The organism is Hydrogenophaga sp. GW101-3F08 (genome assembly GCF_059424585.1).
This window is the reverse complement of record NZ_JBWKZP010000005.1, coordinates 342,534-362,190: the sequence shown is the minus strand read 5'-3', so window position 1 is coordinate 362,190 and position 19,657 is coordinate 342,534. Positions and strand designations below refer to the sequence as shown.

The following is a 19,657-nucleotide window of genomic DNA, read 5'->3' as shown; positions in this document are numbered from 1 at the left end:
GCGAAGCGCAGGTTGGCCTCCAGGCCGGTCAGGGCGTCGGGCGACATGGCGGCGCGCTCTTCCAGCGCCAGGCGCACTTCGTCGGCCCAGTCGATGTCGTCGGGCGCGGCGGTCACCAGGCCCAGGGCGAAGGCGGCGTCGGCGTCCAGGGCCTGGCCGATGGCGCCGCGCGCGGCTTGCATGGGGCCGGCTTCTTCGTAGAAGCGGCGCTGCAGGCGCGACTGGTCGTTCACCATGGGCAGGAGGCCGAAGTTGAACTCGCTCAAGTGCAGCTTGGGTGCCTGGTCGGCGTCGTCGGGCAGGGCCAGCATGTAGGCGCGATCGGCGCAGAAGGCGAGTTCGGCCAGGGTGCCGGCGAAGCAGGAGCCGCTTTCGATCAGCGCGAACAGGCTGCGCGAGGACACGTCCAGGCGGGCGAAGCTGCGGCGCAGCAGGCCGATGGTTTCGTTCACGAACCAGTGGTCTTTGTGCGCCAGCATCAGGGCGTCGTTCTTCAGGACCGCGGCGGCATCGCCTTCGGTCTTGAGCACCCAGGTGCCGATGTCGAGTTCGTTGGTGCGCAGGTGGAGGATGGCGTCATCCAGTTCGCGGCCCATCTGCAGCGGGTACCAGGCGGCACCGGCGGCTTCGATGCCTGCGATGTCGGAGGGCTGGGCGCCGCTCGGGGCCTTCAGGGTGATGGTGGCGTTGCGCCGGGCGCGGTCGATGGCGACGTTGACGTAGGTGTAGGCCATGCCGTCGGCGCTGTCCTGGCGTTCGACGCGGGGCAGGTTCACGCCTTTGGCGCCGGCCGGGCGGTCGCTCTGGGCGGCCAGCTTGGCGGCGCGTTCGCTCACGGCGGCGGCGAACTGCTGGGGCTTGGCCACGGCGTCGACCAGGCGCCAGTCCACGGCCTTTTGGCCGCGCACGCCTTCGCTGGTGGTGCAGAAGATGTCGGCCAGGTCGTGGCGCACGTGGCGTTTGTCGGTGACGCGGGTCAGGCCCCCGGTGCCGGGCAAGACGCCGAGCAGCGGCACTTCGGGCAGGCTCACCGCGCTGGAGCGGTCGTCGACCAAGAGGATTTCATCGCAGGCCAGGGCCAGTTCGTAGCCGCCGCCGGCGCAGGCGCCGTTCAAGGCGGCGAGGAATTTGAGGCCGGAGTGTTTGCTGCTGTCTTCGATGCCGTTGCGGGTTTCGTTGGTGAACTTGCAGAAGTTCACTTTCCAGGCGTGGCTGGAGACGCCGAGCATGAAGATGTTGGCGCCGGAGCAGAACACGCGGTCTTTGCCGCTGGTGACGACCACGGTGCGCACTTCGGGGTGTTCGAAGCGGATGCGGTTCAGGGCGTCGTGCAGTTCGATGTCCACGCCCAGGTCGTAGCTGTTGAGCTTGAGTTTGTAGCCCGGGCGGATGCCGCCGTCTTCGTCGATGTCGATGGACAGGGTGGCAACCGCGCCATCGAAGGCGAGTTTCCAATGGCGGTATTCGCTGGGGGCGGTTCGGTAATCGACGGCATTCGGGTTCATGGCGGTCTCCTGTTGGTATGGCTGCGGGCTGCAGCGTGAAGGGCGCCGACCGTCGTTCACATCACCGGCGGGCACCACGTGACATGAATAATATTGCACATACCCAGGAACGTCAATGCATTTTTATGCACTTTACGTCACACCCAGCACCTCCCGCACCTGGGTGCGCAGCGCGTCAAAGGCATCGTCCACGCTGCGACCACTGGTATTGAAATGCAGATCGGCCTTGGAATAGAAGGCCGAGCGCCCGGCCAGGATGCGCTTCAGGTCTTCCATGGCTTCGCGGCTTGCGGCCATGGGCCGCATGTCGCCCTGGGCCGCCACGCGGCCCATGTGGTCGGCCGCATCGGCCTGCAGCCAGACGGTGGTGCAGTGCGTGAGCAGCAGGTTGAAGTTGGCGGCGTCCGACACCAGGCCGCCGGGGGTGGCGATCACCACCTCGGGGTAGATCTGGATCGCTTCTTCCAGCGCGCGGCGCTCGTAGCGGCGGTAGGCCGGCGTGCCGTAGAGCGCGTGGATTTCGTTGATGCTGCAGCCGGCGAACTTTTCGATCTCGCGGCTGAGCTCGATGAAGGCGTAGCCCAGGTCGTCGGCCAGGCGCTGGCCCAGGGTGGATTTGCCCGCGCCGCGCAGGCCGATGAGCGCGATGCGGGCCTGGCGCCCGGCGTCGTTCACCGGCGCGGCATGCCCGTCCAGCAAGCCACCGATGGCCATGCGCACGCGCTTCAGGTCGGCCTCGTTGCGCTTCTCCAGCAGCTCGCGGATCAGCAGCCATTCGGGCGACGAGGTGGTCACGTCGCCCAGCAGCTCGGTGAGCGAACACTGCAGCGCCTGCGCCACCTGCAGCAGCACCAGGATGGAGGCGTTGCCGGTGCCGTATTCGAGGTTGGCCAGGTGGCGCTCGGACACATCCGCCGCCACCGCCACGGCCTTGCGCGTCATGCCGCGGCGCGAGCGCAGGGTGCGCACCCGCTCGCCCAGCGACACCAGGAACGGGTGGCGTGGACTGTCGTCGGGGGCCGTTTCGCCCGTGGCGGGCGTGCCGGGGGCCGCTTCCAAGGTTGCCAAGTCTTTCATGGGATATCGGTGCTTAAGGGTTAACCCTGATGGGACTTGCTTTCCAAAGAAACATGCACTTTAATGCATGAACCCAGAGACGCAAGATAGTGCATTTATAGCGGCAATCCTGCCCGGCGAACAGCCCTGTTGATCAACCTTCCTCCCGACATGAACGCCACACCCCTGCTCCCCAACTTCCTCACCGGCCGCTGGCAAGACGGCACCGGCCACGGCGCCACCCTGCTCGACCCGGTGCTGGGCACGCCCCTGGTGCGCGTGAGCAGCGCCGGGCTGGATCTGGCCGAAGGTTTTGCCTTTGCCCGCGAACAGGGCGGCGCCGCCCTGCGGGCACTCACTTACCGACAACGCGCCGCGCTGCTCGGCGAGATCGTGAAGGTCTTGCAGGCCAACCGCGACGCCTATTACGAGATCGCCACCGCCAACTGCGGCACCACCACCAAGGATTCGGCGGTGGACATTGACGGCGGCATCTTCACCCTGGGCTACTTCGCCAAGCAGGGTGAGGCCCTGGGCGACGCCAAGCTGCTGCTCGACGGCGAGCGCATCCGCATGGCCAAGGACCCGGTGTTCCAGACCCAGCACATCATGAGCCCCACGCGCGGCGTGGCGCTGTTCATCAACGCCTTCAACTTCCCGAGCTGGGGCCTGTGGGAAAAGGCCGCGCCGGCCCTGCTCTCGGGCGTGCCGGTGATCGTCAAACCCGCCACCGCCACCGCCTGGCTGACCCAGCGCATGGTGAAGGACGTGGTGGACGCCGGCATCCTGCCCGCGGGCGCGCTGTCGGTGGTCTGCGGCTCGTCCGCCGGTCTGATGGACCAGCTCGGCCCGTTTGACGTGGTTAGCTTCACCGGCTCGGCCGAAACGGCGCGCATCATCCGCAGCCACCCGGCCGTGGCCCAGCGCTCGGTGCGCTGCAACATCGAGGCCGACAGCCTGAACAGCGCCCTGCTCGACCCGGCCGCTGCCGCGGGCGACGAAGCCTTCAACCTGCTGGTGAACGAGGTGGTGCGCGAGATGACGGTCAAGAGCGGCCAGAAGTGCACCGCCATCCGGCGCATCTTCGTGCCGCGCGCGCTGTTCGACGCCACCGCCCAGGCCATCGCCGCCAAGCTCGCCAAGACCACCGTGGGCAACCCGCGCAACGAAACCACGCGCATGGGTGCGCTGGTGAGCCGCGAGCAGTACGACAGCGTACTGGCCGGCATCGCCCACCTGAAGACCGAAGCCGAAGTCTTGTTCGACGGCAGCGCCGCCGCGTTGGTGGATGCCGACCCGGCGGTGGCCGCCTGCGTGGCACCGGTGCTGCTCGGCCACCGCCAGCCGGCGCAAGCCAAGGTGTTGCACGAGGTCGAGGTGTTCGGCCCGGTCGCCACCCTCATGGCCTACGACAGCCTGGAGCAGGCGCTGGAGCTGATCCGCCGCGGCGAGGGCTCGCTGGTGGCTTCGGTCTACAGCGCCGACCCGGCCTTCATCGCCCACGCCGCCGCCGAGCTGGGCTCCAGCCACGGCCGCGTGCACGCCATTTCGCCCGACGTGGCCGCCGTGCAGAGCGGCCACGGCAACGTGATGCCCATGAGCCTGCACGGCGGCCCGGGCCGCGCCGGTGGCGGCGAAGAGCTGGGCGGCCTGCGCGCGCTGGGCTTTTACCACCGCAGATCTGCCGTGCAGGGCAGCACGGCGGCATTGGACATACTGTGCTCCCCCCGCGCCGCCTTCGGCGTCACCCCCTAGGGGGCGATGCGAGTGGCCCGGCGAAGCCGGTTCCACCGCATCCTGGGCTCGGACCCTTCTCGCCGGAAAGTCCCCGAGCCCGCCAATGATCCATCGACAAGACAGGAGACAAACCATGAGCCACACCGAAACCCCCACCCCACCCGAGCGCTTCAATTTCGCGCGCCACCTGATCGCGCTCAACGCCGGCCGCGCTAGCAAGACCGCGCTGATCGACGACGCGGGCGCGCTCAGTTACGGCCAGCTCGCCGAGCAGGTGCAGCGCTTCTCGGCCGCGCTGCAGGCGCTGGGCCTCAAGCGCGAGGAGCGCGCGCTGCTGCTGATGCACGACAGCAGCGACTGGGTGGTGGCCTTCCTCGGCGCGCTGCACGCGGGCGTGGTGCCGGTCTGCGTGAACACGTTGCTGACCGCCAAGGACTACGCCTACATGCTGGCCGACAGCCGTGCGCAGGCGGCCCTGGTCTCGGCCGCGCTGCTGCCCACGCTGCAGACCGCGCTGGACGCCGGGGGCAACGAGGTGAAGCAGCTCGTCGTCTCGCGCGCCAAAGACCCGCTGCCCGCGGGCGCGCACGACTTCGCGGCGCTGGTCGCGGCCCATGCCCCGGGCAGCGCCGCCGACACGCACGGCGACGAACCGGCGTTCTGGCTCTATTCCTCGGGCTCCACCGGCGCGCCCAAGGGCACGGTGCACAGCCAGGCCAACCTCTACTGGACGGCCGAGCTCTACGGCAAGGCGGTGCTGGGTCTGCGGGAAAACGACACGGTGTTCTCCGCCGCCAAGCTGTTCTTCGCCTATGGCCTGGGCAACGGTCTGTCGTTTCCCTTGAGCGTGGGCGCCAGCGTGGTGCTGATGGCCGAGCGGCCGACACCGCAGGCGGTGTTCAAGCGCATGACCGAGCACCGACCCACCGTGTTCTACGGCGCGCCCACCGGCTACAGCGGCATGCTCGCCAGCCCCGAGTTGCCCACGCGCGAGCAGGTGGCGCTGCGCCTGTGTTCGTCGGCCGGAGAGGCTCTGCCGCGCGACATCGGCGAGCGCTGGAGCGCCCGCTTCGGTTGCGAAATCATCGATGGCATCGGCTCCACCGAGATGCTGCACATCTTCCTCTCCAACCGCCCGGGCGACGTGCGCTACGGCACCACCGGCAAGCCCGTGCCGGGCTACGAAGTGCAGCTGCGCGACGAGGACGGCAGCGTCATCACCGGCCACAACATGATCGGCGACCTCTACATCCAGGGGCCGAGCAGCGCCCTGCTGTACTGGAACAACCGCGCCAAGTCGCGCGACACCTTCCAGGGCACGTGGACCAAGAGCGGCGACAAGTACACCCGCGACCCCGACGGCTACTACACCTACGCCGGCCGCAACGACGACATGCTGAAAGTCAGCGGCATCTACGTGAGCCCGTTCGAGGTAGAGGCCACGCTGGTGCAGCACCCGGCCGTGCTCGAAGCCGCGGTGATCGGCAAGACCGACGACGACGGCCTGGTCAAGACCAAGGCCTATGTGGTGCTCAAGGCCGGCGCCCAGGCCACCGAAGCGGAGCTGCAGGCCTTCGTGAAGGAAAAGCTCGCGCCCTACAAGTATCCGCGCTTCATCGAATTCATGGACGAACTGCCCAAGACCGCGACCGGCAAGATCCAGCGCTTCAAGCTGCGCGAACTGGAGAACCAGCGCCTGTTCGTGCACCGCTGAGCCCGGCAGACCACCCGCCTGTCAGGGCAAGCCGAAAGGCCCGGGAATACCCCGACCCGGGCCGCCTTGTCTTGATTACCAAACATAACCATACTGCCCGACCGGAGACAACAAGCAAGAGGAAGACACCATGGTTCGATCGGCATGGCTGGCCTGTGGCTGGCTGTTGGCAGCGTGCGCCCACGCGAATGACGCGGGCATCACCCCCACCGAAATCCGGCTCGGCGCCTCGGCCGTGCTCTCGGGCCCGCTGGGCCCGCAGACCGTGCAGTACGGCGAGGGCTCGCGCCTGCTGTTCGATGCGGTCAACGCCAGCGGCGGCATCCACGGCCGCAAGATCAGCTACGTCACGATGGACGACGGGTTCGACCCCAAACGGGCGGTCGACAACACGCAGAAGCTGCTCAAGGACCACAAGGTCTTCATGATCTTCAACAACACGGGCACCGCCCAGACGGCGGCCGTGTTGCCGCTGCTCAAGGAGTCACGGACCATTCTGTTCGGCCCGGTCACGGGCGCTTCGGCCTTCCGCGACAACTTCAACCCCCTGGTGTTCCACGTGCGGGCCAGCTACGGCCAGGAGGCCCGGCGCATCCTGTCCCAGCTCAAGCAGAGCGGCATCGGCCGCGTGGCCGTGTTCTACCAGGACGACGGGTTCGGCAAGGCCCTGCTGGCGGAGCTGAAGAAGGCCTCCGAGGCCGAACAGCTCCCCTTCGTGGCCGAGATCCAGGTGGACCCCAAGCAGCCCGACTTCACCGCGGCCGCCGCCGCCACGGCCCAAGCGCAACCCCAGGCGGTGGTCATGGGCACCGCCGGCAGCACCTTCACGAGCTACATCAAGGCGGTGCAGCTGACCCCGGTCAAGCCCGGCTTCTACGGTTTCTCGGTCGCCAGCCTGGACGTGATCAACCGCGAGCTCAAGGAGAAGGCGCGCGGCACCATCCTTGCGCAGATCATGCCGTCGCTGCGCAACACCACCGTTCCGGTGGTGGCGGAATACCTCAAGCTGCTGCGCGAAAAATCGCCCGACGCCACACCCTCGGCGTCGCAGTTCGAGGGCTTCGTGCACGCGCGCCTGCTGGTCGAGGGCCTCAAGCGCACCGGCCGGGAGCTCAGCACGGACGCCTTCATCAGGACCATGGAGGGCGCCGGCGAGATCGCTTTCGGCCGCTTCACCGCGCGCTACGCGCCCAACTCCCACAACGGATCGAGCTACGTGGAGCTGGCCATCGTCGACGCCGACGGGCAACTGCGCTACTGACCCGCTGACCCGGCGCCGCCGGCCGGCGCGGGCGCCAGCAGCAGTTTCAGTTCCCGGATCAACTGGGCCTCGGTGAAGGGTTTGTCCAGGCGCCTCATCACCCCCAGGCGCCGGAACTCGTCCGCCATCGCCTCGTCCATGCGACCGCTGGCCACCACCACCGCGATCTCGGGCAGCATGCGCCGCAGCGCGCGCACGAAGGCCAGGCCGTCCATGCCGGGCATGTGCAGATCCGTCACGATGGCCCGCAGATCGGCTCCGTGCTGCGCCACCTGCAGCAGGCCGTCGGCGCCATCGGTGGCAGTGACCACCTGGAAGTTCAAACGCTGCAGAACCGCCCGCCCCACCTCGCGCACGGCGGCTTCGTCATCGACGAACAGCACCGTCTCACCCTGCCCGCGGAATTCGCTGGTCGCCACCGGAACGGCGGCCTCACCCGAACGAGCGTCTTCGGCTGGCAGATAGACCGCGAACGTCGCGCCCTGGCCGGGCTGGGAATAGACCTGCACGAAACCCGCATGGCTCTTGACGATGCCGAGCACGGTGGACAGTCCCAGGCCGGTGCCTTTGTCCGGGCTCTTGGTGGTGAAGAAGGGGTCGAAGATCCGGTCGAGCAATTCGGGGGGAATGCCCTCGCCCGTGTCGCGCACGCGCAGGGCCACATAGCGGCCAGGCCGCGCGTCGACGATGGAGCGGGCATAGGCGGCGTCGAGCTCCACGGGCGAGGCCGTGAGGGTGAGGGTGCCGCCCTCGGGCATGGCATCGCGGGCGTTGACGCACAGGTTCAACAGCACCTGGTGCAGTTGCGTGGCGTCGGCCGACACCGTCGGCAACTCGGGCGCGCACTCGACCACCAGATGAATGTTCTTGGGGAAGCTGCCGTTCATCAGGCTCTCCAGCTCCCGGAGCATGCGCTCGGGCGGCAGCGAGGCCCGGTCCCCCTCCGCGCCCTTGGCGAAGGTGAGCAACTGGCGCACCATGTTGGCGCCGCGCTGGGCGCTGCCCTGGATCATCTCGAACAGCCGGGCCTCCTCGGGGTACTGTTCCTTCAGCATGCCCATGCCCATGAGCACCGGCGCGAGGGCGTTGTTCAGGTCGTGCGCCACACCGCCGGCCAGCGTGCCCAGGCTTTCGAGCCGCTGCGAGCGCAGGTGCTGGCGCTCGATGAGCTTCATCTGCGTGATGTTCTCGTGCGAGACCACCACGCGCACTTCGCCCTCGCCGGGAAAGCGTTCCACGCGGCACAGGAACCAGTGCGGGTCGGCCTCGTGCCGCACGCTGTATTCATGCAGGAACTCCTTCTGCTCGCCCCGGATGACCGCGCGGATGCCGGTAGCGACGGGGCAGCTGTCACCGTTCAGCGTGCCGCAGGCGTGGTCGCACGAGGCGAGGTAGTCCGCCCCCTCGCGGACCAGCGCGGGGTCACCGAACTCGGTCCATGCGCGGTTGGCGGCCAGGACCACGCCCCGCCCGTCGAGGATCACCACGCGCGCGCTCAGGGCGTCGAGCGTGGCGCGGGCAAAACGCTCGCTCTCGATCACGGTCTGGGTCTGCCGGGCCACGCGCTGCTCCAGCTCCTGGTTCAGGAGCGACAGCTCATGCTCGATGTTCTTGCGCTCAGTGATGTCAAGCCAGTAACCGATGATCTCGATCGGCCTGCCCGTGGCGTCGCGCACCAGCCGGCGCTGGTCGTGCACCCAGCGGTAGCTGCCGTCGCCACGGCGCAGGCGGTATTCGCTGAGATGCGAGCCCTGCTCGACCACCCAGGGCAGTTCGGCGGCGACCCGCGCCCGGTCATCGGGGTGCACCTGACTCGCGCCCAGTTGGCCGTCGCCGATCAGGTCCTCGGGCTGCAGGCCCATCAATTGCGTCACGTTCGGACTCACGTACACGGCCGCGTAGGGCGCCGTGGCCTCGCGGGTGTAGATCGCCACCGGGCTGGACGACACCAGGAAGTTCAGGCGCGATTCGCTGGCGCGCAGCACCGCCTCGGCCGCCTTCATGTGGCTGATGTCGGTCTGGATCACGATGTACTGGTACGGAACACCCTCGGCGTTCAGGAACGGGGTGATCGTGGTCTTCACCCAGTAGGGGCTTCCGCCCTTGCGCCGGCAGCAGATCTCGCCGTGCCACACCCGCCCCGAGGTGACCTGGCGCCAGATGCCGCGCGCAAAGCCGCCGGGCTGCTGGTGCGTGCGCAGGATGCGGCAATGTTGCCCCAGCAGCTCCTCGCGGTTGTAGCCGCTGACCTGGCAGAACAGGTCGTTGGCGTAGATCAGCGTTCCCCTGCGGTCGGCGATGCTGACGATGGCGTGCTGGTCCAGCGCCAGGTGTTCGCGCTCGCGTTCGTAGAGCGTGGTCTGCAGCCGTTCGCGCAGGGCGCTGTTCTGCCGCGCGCGCCGCGCGCGCGCGCTCACCGCGGCCACCAGGTGGTCGGGCCGCACCGGCTTGACGAGGAAGTCGTCGCCCCCCAGATTGAGCGCCAGCAGCTGCTGGGTCGGGTCGGTCTCGGCCGAGAGAAACAGCACCGGCAGGTGCAGATAGGCGTCGCGTTCGCGCAGCGCCGCGGCCAGCTCAGGCCCGCTGGCCTCGGGCATGTACACGTCGAGCAACAACACGTCGGGCTGGAACCGGTCGAGCTCGTGCAGGGTCTGCAAGGGCTGCGACAGGGAATGCACCTCCATGCCGGCCGCGCGCAACACACTGGCTTGCGCCTGCAGCAGCAGGGGATCGTCGTCCACCAGCAGCACACGGTAGGGCTGCATCGGCTGGCGCCCGGTGAGCGCGTCCAGCAGGTTCACCAGCCGGCCGGCCTCCAGGGGCTGGGTCAGCGTGCGGCTGATGCCGGCGCGCGAGGCCGCCAGGCGCACCGGCAGCTCGTCGTCCTCGAGCGCGAGCACCACGGGAATGCGGCCGTGCAGGCCCAGCCCCAATTCCTTGACCAGCGCGGCGCCCACCGGATCGGCTTCCGGGAACGCCGTGTCCAGCACCACCGCCGCCGGAGGCACCGCGCCGGCGGCCGCCAAGGCCTCGCGAAGGCCGGCCACGTCGGGCAACACGCGGACCCGGTAGCCCGCGTCCGACAGGCCCTGGCGCAATCGGCCCGCCTGCGCCGTGTCGGTTTCGACCAGAAAGATCCAGGGCCTGGCATCGGGGCGCAGAGGCTCCACCACCGGCTGGGCGTCAAGCGCCACCGGCTGCTCCAGCAGCGTGCGGGCCAGGGCGACCAGCCGCCGCAGCCCTTCGCCCACGTTCCGCCAAGCGCTCTCGCTGGGTGCGCCACCCGCACCCGGGCCACGGACCAGCGCGGTCAGCGGTTGTTCCGCCTGACGCGCCGCGTCGGACAAGGCCGGCATGCCAAAAACGCCCGCCGTCCCGGTCAGGCTGTGCACCACGCGGTGCAGGGCCTCGGCCTCGGCCAGGTCCCAGCGCTGGGGTGAGAGCCGCCTGAACAGGGTTTCGATGCTGCCCAGCCGGGTGGGCAGCTGCTCGGCGAAGCGCCGGTTCAATTCGTCCAGCGCCGCGGCGGCCGCAGCGTGCCGGTCCTGGGTGCCTGCATCAGTCATGTTGGTCCCCCCACAGGCTGCGCACCTGGGCCGCCAGCGTCATCGGGTCAAACGGTTTGGGAATCACGGCCAGCGCGCCCAGCGCCTTGTAGTGCTGCACTTCCTGCGGTTGCACCTTGGCGGTCATGAAGATCACCGGCACGCGGGCCAGCGCAGGCAGCGCGCGCAGGGCCTTGAAGGTGCTCGGGCCGTCCATGCCCGGCATCATCACGTCGAGCAGCACCAGGTCGGGGGCAAAGGCCTGTGCCTCGCGCACGGCCTGCTCGCCGGACGAGCACACCCGCACCTGGAAGCCACCCACCATCTCCAGGGCAATGCGGGCCACGGCCTGGATGTCGGGTTCGTCTTCGACGTACAGAATGCGTTGCAGTGTGCTCATGGCGTGTGTCCTTCCCGCGCGCCGCGGGTGTCGGGGGGCGTGATGGCATCGAGCAGTTGGCGCGGCGAGACGCTGGATTTGCGCAGCACCGCGTCCACCCACTGCCCGTCGCCCGGCACTTCGTCGCCCCCGGTCAGCACCACCACGCGCGCGCCGGGCTGCTGTTCATGGATCGCGGGCAACAGGCTCCAGCCCGATTCGTTCGGCAGGGTGAGGTCGAGAATCACCGCATCGAAGCGCTCCAGCGCCACCCGGGCGCGGGCCTCGCGCAGGTTGGTGGCGTGTTCGAGGTCGAAGCGGTCGCCCGCCATGGCGCGCACCATCTGGTGCGTGTCGGCGTCGTCTTCCACGTGCAGCACCCGGGGAGTCGATGGCCTGGCCACCGATACCCGCTGTTCGAGCAGGCCCAGCAGGCGGGACTGGTCCAGGGGTTTGGCGAGCCATTCGACCTCCGGGAATTCGGCGCCGATGGCCTGCTGGCCCTCCTGCATCCGGGCCGAGATCACGATGATGGGCAGCCGCGCCGTGGCCGGCCGCGCGCGCAGCTCACGAATGATCTGCTGGCCATCGGTATCGGGCAACAGCAGGTCCAGGGTCACGGCCGCATAACGGTTCTGCAGGGCCAGCCCCATCGCCTGGGCACCGCTGGCGGCCGAATCCACCGCGTACCCGGCACGCCGGAGCATCTGGCTCAGCAGGCGGCCCACATCGGGATCGTCTTCCACGACCAGGATGCGCGGCGCGCCGGGCCGTGCGGCCGTCGGGGCCCCCGGCCCGGCCTCTGGCGGCTGCGCGCGCCACACCGGGAGCTCGAAGAAGAAACAGGCGCCCTGGCCCTCCTGCGATTCAAACCCGATGCTGCCGCCCATGCGTTCAATCAATTCGCGGGAAATCGCCAGGCCCAGCCCGGTGCCGCCCTTTTTCCGGGTGTCCGACGCGTCGGCTTGCGAAAACTTCTGGAAGATGCGGCCCTGGAAACTGGCGGGGATGCCGGGGCCGTGGTCCCGCACCTCCACCCGCACCACCTCGCCGCGGCGCCGCACGGCCACCTCCACCGGTGAGCCCTCGGGTGAGAATTTCGCGGCATTGGACAGCAGGTTGGCCAACACCTGCTGCAGGCGCTGGGCGTCCGCCCAGACCCGCAGGCCATCGACCCGTTGGCTGAGCGCGTAGCGCACCTTGTACTGTTCTCCGTAGGCCAGGTTCTCCGCCAGGGATTGCTCCAGCAAGGGCATCAGCTCCAGCGCGCGCATGTCGAAGTGCAGCTTGCCCGCCATGAGCCCTTCCATGTCCAGCAGGTCGTTGATCAGGTAGGACAACCGCTGGCTGTTCTTCTTGGCGATGCCCACCATCTCCTGGGCATGCGGCGGCAGCGGGCCCACGGCCCCGCCAGCGATCAGACCCAGTGCCCCGCTGATGGCCGTCAAGGGCGTGCGCAGCTCGTGGCTCACGGTGCTGATGAACTCGGACTTCACCCGGCTGGCGCGCTCGGCTTCGTCTCTGGCCAGTTGCATGTCCATCGTGCGCTGCTCCAGGAACAGGCGCTCGCGCCGCAAGGCGTTGTCGCGCGCCTGGATTTCGGCGAGCATGTGGTTGAAATGGTCCACCAGGGTGCCAATTTCATCGTTGTGGGCCTTGGTCGCGCGGATCGAATAGTCCTGCTCGCGGGACACCCGGTGGGTGACCTGGGCCAGCGCGAGGATCGGGGCGGTGACGATGCGGCGCAGGCGCATGCCGAAATACACCGCCAGCGCCGCGAGCAAGGCCCCCAGCAGCACCATCGCCGCCTGCCCCGCCAGGATGTCGAGCCAGATGGGCAGCAGATGCGCGGAAAGCTCGATCTGCCCCACGGTCTGCCCGCCATCGGTCATCACCTGATGGACCGCCAGCGTGGCAGGCAGCACGGCCAGCACCAGGCGTTCAAGCGGGCCCCCACCGTGGTCCGGCCGGGGGAACTGGACCTGCGCGAAGAGCGCGCCTTGCGCGTCGAGCAGGCGCACGGTGTCGATTTCTTTCTTGGCCGACAGCGCCGACAAGGTCAGCCGCGCGCTCTCGGGATCGTCGAAAGCGAGCGCGGCCCGGCTGTTTTCACCCACCACCGCAGCCAGCGCGAGCAGTTGCGCCTGGGTGTCGTGGTAGCGCGAGACGGCGCTGCCGATGGTGAACACCAGGGCAATCGCCAGCACGGCGACCAGGGTGTTGAACGCCAGCAGCAAGCCCAGCTTGTGCACGATGGAGAGGTCGCGCCACGTCATCATTGCAACACCTTGCCCGCGAGTTTGAGCATCTGGCTGTTGAGCGCCAGGCCGGAGCGCTGGGCCGCCGCCAGATTGACGTCGAAGCGCACCCGGTTGGCCTCGATCCGCAGGCCGATCATGCCCCCGGCCTGCACGAATCCGGGCAGGTCGCCCACGGTGAGCACCGGCGCATTGCCCAGGCCGCGCAGCAGCGCGTCCAGGCGGTCCGCGTCGCCCTCGCCGATGAACAGCACGTCGCACTGCCGGACCTTGGCCGCAACGGCGCCGGGCACGACCTCCAGCGCCCGGCCACCCATCGCCCGCCCCTGCAGCTGCGCGAGCTGGCCCTGCAGCGCCTCGGCCCCCGTGCTGCACAGCCTGAGCGGCGCGCTGACGGCCTCGTCACCCGCAGGCCACTGCGTGAACTTGATGAAGTTGAAGACGAAGCCCGCCTTGACCGCGTGCTCGCTGGCCGGCTGCGCCAGGCCCCCGGCGGCAGCCCCCAGGAGCAGCAGCGCGCACAGCATCCTCCGGGCGCCGCGCGTGCATGCGGCCACCACGGGACGCGTCCATGGGGCACTGTCCATCAAAAGCGCAGCTCCATCTTGAGACGGACGCTACGGCCATCCTGTGGCAACTCCGTGATCCAGCCGCTGGCCGAGATCGGTTGCCGGTAGGCCTTGTCGAACAGGTTGTAGATGCCCAGGGAAACCGACAATCCCGGCGCCCAACGGTCGGCCGTGAGGTGCAGGTTGGACAGGCCCTGTCCCGGCAGGCGCGCACCGCTGGCGGCACGCCGGGCGCTTTCCAGCTGCCACTCGTAGCCCAGGCGCAGCCCGGCTGCGGGCAACGGGGCTGAAAAATGCAGCTTGCCGAGCCAATGCGGGGAATTGGCCAGGCCCTCGCCATGGGCGAACCGCGCCTGCTGGCGCGAGAGGCTGGCCCGCAACCGCCCGCCCCAGCCCCAGGTCCTGTCGGCCGAGAGTTCCAGCCCGGTGGCCTTCACGCGCGGCCCGGAAGCGAACCGCCACGCCTCATCGTCCCAGACGATCAGATCCTTCAACGACCACTGGTACAGCGCCCCACGAACGCTCAGATCGGGCGCCACGCGGTGGTCCACCACGAGCTCCCGGGTATCGATGACTTCGCTGTCGACGGCGGGCAGCAGCGTCGGGGACTCGCCTGCACGGAAGTCCCAGTCGCGTTCCGACGTGTTGGGCGCCCGGTGAGCCCGACCGGCCATCAGCTTGAGCGCGGAAGCCGGTGCGGCCTGCCAGATCAGCGCCGCCCGTGGGCTCGACCGGGTTCCGTTGACGCTGTTGCGATCGGTGCGCAGTCCCAGGGTCGCCACCAGCGTCTCCGACAGGCGCCATTCGTCCTGGGCGTACACCCCCGCACGCCAACCCGAGTTCGGGTATTCCTTGTCCAGCTCCTGGCGCGGGTTGTCCTGCAGCTCCAGCCCCACCATCAGCTTGTGCGCCGGCCGTGCGGTGGACAACAGGCGCAACTCACCACCACGGGAGGAACTCGCGCCTGCGTAGGAATACCACCAGTCGTCGTACTTGGCATCGCTGTCGAACCGGTACTCTTCCAGGAACAACCGCGCGAGCAGCTGCAGTGAGGCATCCGCCAGCGGGCCCTGGTACTGCACTTGTGTGAGCAGGTAGCGGTCCCGGATGAACTGGTTCGGCTCCAGCGGCCGGCTGCCACCCGCGGCCGTGGGGTCGTCTTTGCGGCGGTCGCTGTGGATCAGCTCGAACGACCAGGGACCCTTGGCCATGCGCGTGAAGAACGCCTCGTCGCGTTCACCGTCCAGGTCGGTGGCCACGCCCGCAATGCCTTCGCCATAGTCGTAGAAGCGGTTTTCTCCCCGGGCGCGCAGGCCGGAAGCGGACACCAGAAAATCCAGCCCACTGTCGAGCCGCCGCCCCACACTGACCCGGCCCTGCCGCAGGCGCTGCGGGTCTTGCACCGCCGCCGCCAGTTCCGTCCCGTCGATGCCCGCGCCGTCGCGCGTGACCACATTGACCACGCCAAAGAGGGCGTTCTGGCCATACACCGCGCCGCCCGGGCCCGGGACGTACTCGATGCGTTCGATCAGGTCCAGATCCAGCGGAAACTCGTGCCCCAGGGTGGCGCTGTCGTACGTGGCCTCGTTGACGCGGTTGCCGTTGATGGTGACGAGCACCCGCACGTTGAGGTCACCCGGCTGGCTCAGCCCCCGGGTGCCCAGATAGGTGTACTGCCGGTCGTAGGTGCTGTGCACGCCGGGCAGGCTGGTCAGGGCCTCGGCCAGTGTGCGCCAGCCAAAGGTCCGGATGTCCTCGCGGGTGATGACGCTGACCGCGGCCGCCACCTCGCTCTGTTTTTGCTGGTACTTGGAGGCACCGACCACGGTGATCTCCATCAGCTGCTCCAGGCTCAGCGCGGTCATGTCGGTGGCGGCCCGGGCCGGAAAGGCCGCAGCCAAGACCAGGGCCACACCCAGCAGCCGTTGGCGCCGACCACTCAGCGCCCTTCGGCAGGGCCGCAGGAAGTTCAAAGAGCCGCCATGGCCAGTGGGGGGCTTGGAATGGACAGACATGGCTGGGAGGCGGGGCAACCGCAGTGGCGGGGAGGCTGGTGCAATCGATTTCTCAGATTATCGGACGCCATCCGATTTTCTTGAGCCGACGGCCCAGGCGCGTGACATAGCTCACGCGCGGCGCCAAATACCGCCGTTCAACCGCCCATGTGCTGCGGCTTTGCAACGCTGCGAGCCCCCTGGCAGCGGCCCTTGCGGGCGCTCTGCCGCTCAGGTGTCCTTGGAAATCTTGATGCTCGGGAACTTCGAGGAAAAGTCCTTGGCCTTGGCCGCGATCTTGATCGCCACCTGGCGCGCCACGGTCTTGTAGAGCGTGGCGATCTCGCCATCGGGCTCCGCCACCACCGTGGGTTTTCCGCTGTCGGCCTGCACACGGATCGACATGTTCAGCGGCAGGGCGCCCAGGTAGTCCATGCCGTACTCGGCGGCCATGTTCTTGCCACCGTCGGCGCCAAAGATGTGCTCGACGTGGCCACAGGCGGGGCAGCAGTACACCGCCATGTTTTCCACGATGCCCAGGATGGGCACCCCCACCTTCTCGAACATCTTGATGCCCTTGCGCGCGTCCAGCAGAGCGATGTCCTGCGGGGTGGTGACGATCACCGCGCCAGTGAGCGGCACGCGCTGGGAGAGGGTGAGCTGGATGTCGCCGGTGCCGGGCGGCATGTCGACGATGAGGTAGTCCAGTTCTTTCCAGTTGGTCTGGCGCAGCAACTGCTCCAGCGCCTGGGTGGCCATGGGGCCGCGCCAGATCATGGCCTCGTCGCGGTCGATCAGGAAGCCGATCGAGATCACCTGCACGCCATAGTTCTCCAGCGGCTCCATGGTCTGACCATCGACGCTCTCGGGCCGGCCTTCCAGCCCCATCATCATGGGCTGGCTGGGGCCGTAAATGTCGGCGTCCAGGATGCCGACCTGCGCGCCTTCGGCGGCCAGCGCCAGCGCCAGGTTCACCGCGGTGGTGCTCTTGCCCACGCCGCCTTTGCCCGAGGCCACGGCGATGATGTTCTTCACATTGGGCAGCAGCTGCACCCCGCGCTGCACGGCGTGCGCGGTGATCTTCATGCCCATGTTGACCGAAACGTTCTCCACGCCGGGCACTTCCTTGGCCGCGACGATCAGCGCGCGGCGCAGCGCCGGCATCTGGCTCCTGGCCGGGTAGGCCAGCTCGACGTCGAACGACACGTCGCCGTACTGCTCATTCAGATTCTTCAGCGCCTTGGTGGACACGAAGTCCTTGCCGGTGTTCGGGTCGGTCACGGCCTGCAGGGCCGCCAGCAGCGCTTGTTGGTCAACAGCCATTCGAAAAATCTCCTGTGGGGAACGGTTTTGTGGGGGTCGGATGCGTGCCGGCAAGTCTACCCGCCCACCCGGCCGGGCCCGATACACCCAGGGGCCATGAGGGCTTGCGCCAGCGCCCTTCGCGCCGCGTGCGGCGCCCCGGTGCCCCGGGCGGCGGGCTGGCGGCCTAAAATCACGGGTTCCCCGACAGAAAGTACCTCCCATGAGCCAGCGACGCCTGTTCGTCACCACCGCCCTGCCCTACGCCAACGGCCATTTCCACATCGGCCACATCATGGAATACATCCAGGCGGACATCTGGGTGCGGTACCAGCGCATGCAGGGCCACGAGGTGCATTTCGTCTGCGCCGACGACGCGCACGGCGCGCCCATCATGATCGCAGCCGACAAGGCGGGCAAGACGCCGCAGCAGTTCGTGGCCGACATCGCCGCCGGCCGCAAACCCTACCTGGACGGTTTCCACATCGGTTTCGACAACTGGCACAGCACCGACGCGCCCGAGAACCACGCACTGGCCCAGGACATTTACCGCGCCCTCAAGGCCAACGGCCTGATCGACACCCGCACCATCGAACAGTTTTTCGACCCCGAGAAAAACATGTTCCTGCCCGACCGCTTCATCAAGGGCGAGTGCCCGAAATGCGGCACCAAGGACCAGTACGGCGACAACTGCGAAAACTGCGGTGCCGTCTACGCGCCCACCGAACTCAAGAACCCGTATTCGGCCCTGTCCGGCGCCACACCGGTGCTGAAGAACTCGGAACACTTCTTCTTTAAGCTGTCCGACCCGCGTTGCCTGGCCTTCCTGGACCAGTGGACGCAGAGCGGTGCCGTGCAGCCCGAGGTGCTGAACAAGATCGCCGAGTGGATCGAGCCCGGCGAAGACGGCAAGCCCAAGATGGGCGACTGGGACATCAGCCGCGACGCGCCCTACTTCGGCATCGAAATCCCGGACGCGCCGGGCAAATACTTCTACGTCTGGCTGGACGCGCCGATCGGCTACCTGGCCTCGCTGAAGAACTACTTCGGCAAGACCGGCCGCGATTACGACGCCTTCATGGCCGACCCGTCCACCGAGCAGTACCACTTCATCGGCAAGGACATCATCACCTTCCACACCCTGTTCTGGCCGGCGATGCTCAAGTTCAGCGGCCGCAAGGTGCCCAACGCGGTGTTCGTGCACGGCTTCCTCACCATCAACAACGGCGAAAAGATGAGCAAGAGCCGGGGCACCGGCCTGAACCCGCTCAAATACCTGGAACTCGGCATGAACCCCGAGTGGCTGCGCTACTACCTCGCGGCCAAGCTCAGCGGCAAGAACGAAGACGTGGACTTCAATCCCGAAGACTTCATGGCCCGGGTCAACAGCGACCTGATCGGCAAATACATCAACATCGCCTCGCGCGCGGCCGGCTTCATCACCAAACGCTTTGGCGGCCGGCTCGGCGTGGTCTCGGCCGACGGCGACAGCCTGCTCGACCACCTGCAGACCGCGGCTCCGTCCATCACCGAGCTCTACGCCGAGCGCGAATACGGCAAGGCGCTGCGCGAGATCATGCTGCTGGCCGACCGGGTCAACGCCTACGTGGACCAGAACAAGCCCTGGGAACTGGCCAAGAAGGAAGGCATGGAAGGCCGGTTGCACGATGTCTGCACCACCTGCATCGAAGCCTTCCGCCTGCTCACGCTCTACCTCAAGCCGGTGCTGCCGGCGCTGGCCGCCAACGTGGAGGCCTTCCTGAACACCACGCCCCTGGGCTTCGGCGACGCACGGCGCCTGCTGGGCGCGGGCCATGCCATCGGTATCTACCAGCACCTGATGCAGCGCGTGGACGTGAAGCAGCTCGACGCGCTGTTTGAACCGCCGCCCGCACCGGCCGCCCCGGCCGTGGTGCCTGGCGGCGAACCGATCGCCGACACCATCTCCATCGACGACTTCGCCAAAATCGACCTGCGCATCGCTCAGATCGTGAATTGCGAAGCCGTGGAAGGCTCCACCAAACTGCTGCGCCTCACGCTCGACGTGGGCGAGGGCAAGACGCGCAACGTCTTCAGCGGCATCGCCAGCGCCTACCGCCCCGAAGACCTGGTGGGCAAGCTCACCGTGATGGTGGCCAACCTGGCGCCGCGCAAGATGAAGTTCGGCGTCAGCGAAGGCATGGTGCTGGCCGCCAGCCACGCCGACGAAAACGCCGAACCCGGTATCCACATCCTCAACCCCTGGCCGGGCGCCACGCCGGGCATGCGGGTGCGCTGAGCCCTCCGCGCCAGAACACACCCATCCCACCCAGCTCGCGCATGCACAGACCGCACAGC

General features: G+C 68.2%; 12 protein-coding genes. 4 read left to right on the top strand and 8 right to left on the bottom strand.

What is annotated here, in order from left to right; all coding sequences use genetic code 11:
* Both boxC and AC07YZ_RS15655 read right to left on the bottom strand, forming a co-directional pair.
* Positions 1-1,505, bottom strand: a 1,505-nt coding sequence (boxC, locus tag AC07YZ_RS15660) for a 2,3-epoxybenzoyl-CoA dihydrolase (protein ID WP_494795403.1), incomplete at its 3' end; no start/stop codon positions are given.
* A gap of 132 nt (positions 1,506-1,637) precedes the next feature.
* Entirely contained in the window at positions 1,638-2,582 is a 945-nt protein-coding gene (locus AC07YZ_RS15655) for a helix-turn-helix transcriptional regulator (RefSeq protein ID WP_226494127.1), read from the bottom strand.
* Between the two features lie 150 nt (positions 2,583-2,732).
* Here AC07YZ_RS15655 and AC07YZ_RS15650 point away from each other — a divergent pair, with 150 nt between their 5' ends.
* From AC07YZ_RS15650 to AC07YZ_RS15640, 3 genes are all read left to right on the top strand, one after another.
* A complete protein-coding gene (locus tag AC07YZ_RS15650) occupies positions 2,733-4,316 on the top strand; it encodes a 3,4-dehydroadipyl-CoA semialdehyde dehydrogenase (RefSeq protein WP_494795402.1) in 1,584 nt (527 codons plus the stop codon).
* A gap of 115 nt (positions 4,317-4,431) precedes the next feature.
* On the top strand, positions 4,432-6,012 hold the full coding sequence (locus AC07YZ_RS15645) for a benzoate-CoA ligase family protein (protein ID WP_494795401.1): 1,581 nt from the start codon (positions 4,432-4,434) through the stop codon (positions 6,010-6,012).
* Between the two features lie 130 nt (positions 6,013-6,142).
* Entirely contained in the window at positions 6,143-7,273 is a 1,131-nt protein-coding gene (locus tag AC07YZ_RS15640; RefSeq protein WP_226494130.1) for an ABC transporter substrate-binding protein, read from the top strand.
* On the opposite strand, the gene AC07YZ_RS15635 is transcribed toward AC07YZ_RS15640, so the two are convergent.
* The 6 genes from AC07YZ_RS15635 to apbC form a co-directional block, all read right to left on the bottom strand.
* Entirely contained in the window at positions 7,267-10,839 is a 3,573-nt protein-coding gene (locus AC07YZ_RS15635; protein WP_494795400.1) for a response regulator, read from the bottom strand. The two genes, AC07YZ_RS15640 and AC07YZ_RS15635, sit on opposite strands and share 7 nt — an antisense overlap.
* The gene (locus AC07YZ_RS15630) at positions 10,832-11,218 is read right to left on the bottom strand and encodes a response regulator (protein WP_494795399.1); all 387 of its coding nucleotides are present in this window, start codon (positions 11,216-11,218) and stop codon (positions 10,832-10,834) included. The genes AC07YZ_RS15635 and AC07YZ_RS15630 overlap by 8 nt, the downstream gene beginning before the upstream one ends.
* Positions 11,215-13,476, bottom strand: a complete 2,262-nt coding sequence (locus AC07YZ_RS15625) for an ATP-binding protein (protein ID WP_494795398.1) — start codon at positions 13,474-13,476, stop codon at positions 11,215-11,217. The genes AC07YZ_RS15630 and AC07YZ_RS15625 overlap by 4 nt, the downstream gene beginning before the upstream one ends.
* On the bottom strand, positions 13,473-13,982 hold the full coding sequence (locus AC07YZ_RS15620) for a YfiR family protein (RefSeq protein WP_494795397.1): 510 nt from the start codon (positions 13,980-13,982) through the stop codon (positions 13,473-13,475). Before AC07YZ_RS15620 ends, AC07YZ_RS15625 begins: the two co-directional genes overlap by 4 nt.
* A 59-nt stretch (positions 13,983-14,041) precedes the next feature.
* Positions 14,042-16,039 carry a TonB-dependent receptor plug domain-containing protein gene (locus AC07YZ_RS15615; RefSeq protein ID WP_494795396.1) on the bottom strand — a complete coding sequence of 666 codons (1,998 nt, stop codon included), beginning with the start codon at positions 16,037-16,039 and terminating at the stop codon, positions 14,042-14,044.
* Positions 16,040-16,249: 210 nt separating this feature from the next.
* Complete coding sequence (gene apbC / locus AC07YZ_RS15610; RefSeq protein ID WP_226494136.1) at positions 16,250-17,341, bottom strand: iron-sulfur cluster carrier protein ApbC; 1,092 nt, start codon at positions 17,339-17,341, stop codon at positions 16,250-16,252.
* A gap of 202 nt (positions 17,342-17,543) precedes the next feature.
* Here apbC and metG point away from each other — a divergent pair, with 202 nt between their 5' ends.
* Positions 17,544-19,598: a methionine--tRNA ligase gene (gene metG, locus AC07YZ_RS15605; protein WP_494795395.1), complete on the top strand. Its 2,055-nt coding sequence runs from the start codon at positions 17,544-17,546 to the stop codon at positions 19,596-19,598.
* Positions 19,599-19,657 lie beyond the last annotated feature (59 nt).

Coding starts and splice junctions, on each gene's coding strand:
- AC07YZ_RS15655 (WP_226494127.1), bottom strand. CDS start 2,582: ATGAAAGACTTGGCAACCTTGGAAGCGGCCCCCGGCACGCCCGCCACG.
- AC07YZ_RS15650 (WP_494795402.1), top strand. CDS start 2,733: ATGAACGCCACACCCCTGCTCCCCAACTTCCTCACCGGCCGCTGGCAA.
- AC07YZ_RS15645 (WP_494795401.1), top strand. CDS start 4,432: ATGAGCCACACCGAAACCCCCACCCCACCCGAGCGCTTCAATTTCGCG.
- AC07YZ_RS15640 (WP_226494130.1), top strand. CDS start 6,143: ATGGTTCGATCGGCATGGCTGGCCTGTGGCTGGCTGTTGGCAGCGTGC.
- AC07YZ_RS15635 (WP_494795400.1), bottom strand. CDS start 10,839: ATGACTGATGCAGGCACCCAGGACCGGCACGCTGCGGCCGCCGCGGCG.
- AC07YZ_RS15630 (WP_494795399.1), bottom strand. CDS start 11,218: ATGAGCACACTGCAACGCATTCTGTACGTCGAAGACGAACCCGACATC.
- AC07YZ_RS15625 (WP_494795398.1), bottom strand. CDS start 13,476: ATGATGACGTGGCGCGACCTCTCCATCGTGCACAAGCTGGGCTTGCTG.
- AC07YZ_RS15620 (WP_494795397.1), bottom strand. CDS start 13,982: ATGCTGTGCGCGCTGCTGCTCCTGGGGGCTGCCGCCGGGGGCCTGGCG.
- AC07YZ_RS15615 (WP_494795396.1), bottom strand. CDS start 16,039: ATGTCTGTCCATTCCAAGCCCCCCACTGGCCATGGCGGCTCTTTGAAC.
- apbC (WP_226494136.1), bottom strand. CDS start 17,341: ATGGCTGTTGACCAACAAGCGCTGCTGGCGGCCCTGCAGGCCGTGACC.
- metG (WP_494795395.1), top strand. CDS start 17,544: ATGAGCCAGCGACGCCTGTTCGTCACCACCGCCCTGCCCTACGCCAAC.